General features: G+C 60.8%; 2 protein-coding genes and 2 pseudogenes. 2 read left to right on the forward strand and 2 right to left on the reverse strand.

Going from position 1 to position 3,813, the window contains the following annotated elements:
- Positions 1 to 235 precede the first annotated feature (235 nt).
- Both G0D83_RS30675 and G0D83_RS30680 read right to left on the reverse strand, forming a co-directional pair.
- Positions 236 to 1,465: a M24 family metallopeptidase gene (locus G0D83_RS30675; protein WP_164198515.1), complete on the reverse strand. Its 1,230-nt coding sequence runs from the start codon at positions 1,463 to 1,465 to the stop codon at positions 236 to 238.
- Positions 1,466 to 1,868: 403 nt separating this feature from the next.
- Positions 1,869 to 2,357: pseudogene (locus tag G0D83_RS30680) on the reverse strand (transposase); the annotation flags it as partial.
- Between the two features lie 18 nt (positions 2,358 to 2,375).
- Here G0D83_RS30680 and G0D83_RS30685 point away from each other — a divergent pair.
- Both G0D83_RS30685 and G0D83_RS32010 read left to right on the forward strand, forming a co-directional pair.
- Positions 2,376 to 2,812 (forward strand): annotated as a pseudogene (locus G0D83_RS30685) (transposase); the annotation flags it as partial.
- A 679-nt stretch (positions 2,813 to 3,491) separates the two neighbouring features.
- Positions 3,492 to 3,813 (forward strand): hypothetical protein (locus G0D83_RS32010; protein ID WP_203595691.1); only part of this gene is annotated, 322 nt, incomplete at its 3' end.

Genomic DNA, 3,813 nt, shown 5'->3' on the forward strand with positions numbered 1-3,813 from the left:
GGTTTTCCAACGTGGGCCGCCATCGCGCAGAATACCGCCATCACCCCGCGGCCCACATCGAAAAACCTCCGACGAAGCGGACTTGGCTCAGCTTTGCTCAGGCCCCGGAAGCTGCCGTCTTCGCGGAGCGTGCCGACCGGCCCCCTCGAGCCCAGACTCACAGATGTCGCAAGGCGTTCGAATGGCCGCTTCAGGTTTGGCCAACCTGTTGTGCCGACCAAACCAAGTTCTGCGATCAGGCGACCACGTTGTGCTCAGGGCCAAAAGGAAAGCCGGTGATGTTCTCATTGCCGTCTTCGGTAATGATCAGGATATCATGTTCCCGATACCCCCCGGCGCCTGATTGCCCTTCCGGGATGGTCAGCATCGGTTCCATTGAGATCACCATGCCAGGCGCGAGTACCGTGTCGATATCCTCCCGCAATTCAAGTCCCGCCTCGCGACCGTAGTAGTGGCTTAGTATTCCGAAGGAATGACCGTAACCGAAGGTCCGGTATTTCAATAGGTCACGCTCTGCAAAGAAGTCATTGATCGCATGAGTAACTTCGGCACAAGAGACGCCAGGCTTCAAGAGGCTCATGCCGTATTGATGAGCTGCAACGTTCGCCTCCCAAACATTCAGGCTGGCCTCGTCGACTGTTTCGACAAAGAGCGTGCGCTCCAGCGCTGTGTAATATCCCGAGATCATCGGGAAGGTGTTGAGGCTGAGAATGTCACCGCTCTGCAAGTGCCGAGAAGTGACCGGATTGTGTGCGCCATCGGTGTTGATCCCGGACTGGAACCATACCCAAGTGTCCCGGTACTCGGCATCCGGGAAGCGACGGGCGATCTCCAGCTCCATGGCATCTCGACCGGCCATCGCAACGTCTATCTCTCGCACGCCTGCCTTGATCGCATCGCGGATCGCGTAACCGCCCACGTCGGCGACCGCTGCACCCGCGCGGATCAGCTCCAGCTCTGCAGGCGATTTATGGAACCGCTGCGTCATTGTCACAGGTGCGATGTCGACCGTGCTCGACGGAGCAAGGAAGACATCCAGAAGCGCTTTCTGCGCGATGGAAATGTGGTCCCCCTCATACCCTACGACCCTACCTGGCCCAGTCACGGACAGGATGGCTCGCCAATAATTGTTCCGCTGCCAATCCGTATAGGTGATGTTGTCGCCATAACACCGCCGCCAAGGCTGCGCCGCATCTATCCCTGCACTGACGGTGACGGTCTCTGTAGCGGTGACGACCTGCGCGTAGGGACGCCCAAACGCGCAATAGAGAAAGCCGGAATAGTATGCCACGTTGTGCATCGAGGTCAGCACAACGGCACCGATGCCTTGGTCCGCCATAGTGGCGCGAAGCCCAGCCAGCCGCGCCTCGTACTCTGTATCTGAGAAGGACAGCACCTTTTCGCCCTGGTGGAAACGGTAGAAATCGGGGCGCGCAAGTCCGGTCGTGTTGGAAGTTCCGTCCATCGGTTCACTCCTGTTAGGGCCGATTGACCGCATGGGGAGTGCGCCTTATCGCTCAGGTCACCTCCCTCACCGCAATACGGCGAAGCAAGATCCCGGCGTTCAGGATGGCTTGATTTAGAGTTCCGACATCGGATCGTCGGTGGCGACGCCATCGCCTTTCTCAATGTTGTATGTAGTGCAAAGAATCCGATTCGATCAATAGTCGCGAAAGAACGCCGACTTTGAGCGCAACAGACTCTGTGTCCGCTCCTCGATCGCTCCAGGCTCTCGGGCCGAAGGTCCACTACACCGTGCGGGGCACCTCAAGGCGAATGGCTGGTTCGGGCTTATTCCGTTGAAAACCTCGGCTCGGGGATCGCGTTGACCCTCGCCCAGAATTTGCGGCGCCTGAGCATATCCTTTCTCAAAAGGCGACCGGTGGCATCGGAACGAGCTTTGCGAGCTGCCGGAGGTTCTGAGCGGTGGCTGCGAGGTGGAATTCGTCTCGTGCGCCGCTCGGGCCTCGCAATCGGAGACGGTTGAGGCCCAAGATGCGCTTCAAATGCGCGAAGAGCATCTCCACCTTCTTCCGGAGCTTGCAAGAGATCGCGTAGTCGGTCGTCTGGGCGATCGCACGCGCCCGATCCCGGGAGGGCTCGAAGATTGATCGCGTTACCTTTCGACACGGCGCCTTGGGACAGCAGCGCGCCTTCAGGTTGCAAGCATCGCAATCGGCCTTGCCGGCCCGGTCGCGAAGCATGCCATCTTCATCGGGTTTTTTCTCCCGGGGTTTCGTGAAGGTCCGGCGGCTTTGCTTCAACTCCTTGCCGCCCGGGCAGGTGTAGACATCCCTCTCGGTATCATAGTTGAAGTCGGCGCGCTCGAATGTCCCATCCCTACGCGCTGACTTGTCCCTCTCGGCAGATTGCTTCGCAATCGTCTGCTCTCGGCAATCGCCGCCCTCGACACCGACATCAAGCATCTCATGCGCCAATCGAAAGCCTGCCGACGGCTCATGGCCGTTCCCGGAGTGAGGCCGCTCACCGCGCTGGCCTTCACCGCCGCCGTTGACGATCCAGGACGGTTCCGACGATCCCGTGACCTCGGTGCGTATCGCGGCCTTGTCCCGCGCCGATATCAATCCGGTGAAGTCGACGACACCGGGCACATATCGAAGACCGGGGACCGGCGCTCTACGAGGCGGCGAACGTAATGCTGACCCGCGACAAGGGAACGCTGAAGCCGAAGGAATGGGGGCTGGCGATCGCGCGCAAATCGAACATGCGCAAAGCCCGGATCGCCCTGGCGCGTCGATTGGCAGTCATCATGCACGCAATGCTCAAGAGCGACACCGATTTCCACCCGGCCAGAGACTGGCCGGCGCTCCTTAACCCGGTCGACGAGAAAGGAGACCGCCCCGAGTTCCCGAGCGCGGAGCATCGCCCGAGGGAGGGAGCAGATGATGGCGCCGAGTCTGTGGCACGCGGCCGACCCCGGCTGACTGCGGTTTCAACCTCGCCACTCTCGGCCCCGGCTTACCCCATAAAGTGCCAAGCATGAGCACGCCGAGAACGAGGGCACCCGAAAGGCACCAACCGCTCAGGACCGAGCACCCAGACCTTGCCCCACTAGAGAACGGAATAGGCTGCAAGCGGCCATGCGACCCGAGTCCATCGAGCCCGCGAGGTCAGCTACGCGCAGGAAGCCGACGTCGCACCGCTGGGCTTATTTTTCGGAAGCTGCCGTTCAGGCTGAACGCAGCGATCGGCCCTTTCGAGCCCGAAGCGGAAGTGCCAGTTTCTCGCGGCGCGCGTTCGCAGCGGAACGATTGCTGTGAGGCGGTGGAAATTTACGCGGCACGGCAGCGAAGACTTCGGAAACTCATGCTTGGCGCAGCTGGAGTCTGAAGCAAAAGCCGGGAAGAACCCAGATTGCCTCTGATGTCGATAGAGGAGTTCTCGAGGCGGGTCCCGGCCCTGATCTGGCACGCCTCGCGCCAGCGCACGCAAAACGGTGGCCTGGAAATGCCAATGCCGGTAACGTGTTGGTGAAGAGCCTTTTCAACACCGATCTCGCTTTCATGACCGGAGCCCTATTGATGATTGTGCGCCCCATGTTTCCCTTGGCCTGTACCGTGGCAGTGGGGTTGTTCTCGGCAACCGCCACGTCATCCGCCGCGCAAGACACAGGGACAGTCGGCGCCGATCAGCTCGGCTTCTCGGTCCGCAACATGGACCCGAGCGTCGACCCGGCGGAAGACTTCTACCGCTACGCCGCCGGGGGCTGGCTCGTGCGCATCGACCGGCCGGAGAAACATCCGAAATACAGCATCTTCACCATCACCGGCGAGATCGTGCAGGCGCAGGTGA

This window comes from Salipiger sp. PrR003 (assembly GCF_010500785.1).
Classification (GTDB): domain Bacteria; phylum Pseudomonadota; class Alphaproteobacteria; order Rhodobacterales; family Rhodobacteraceae; genus Salipiger; species Salipiger pacificus_A.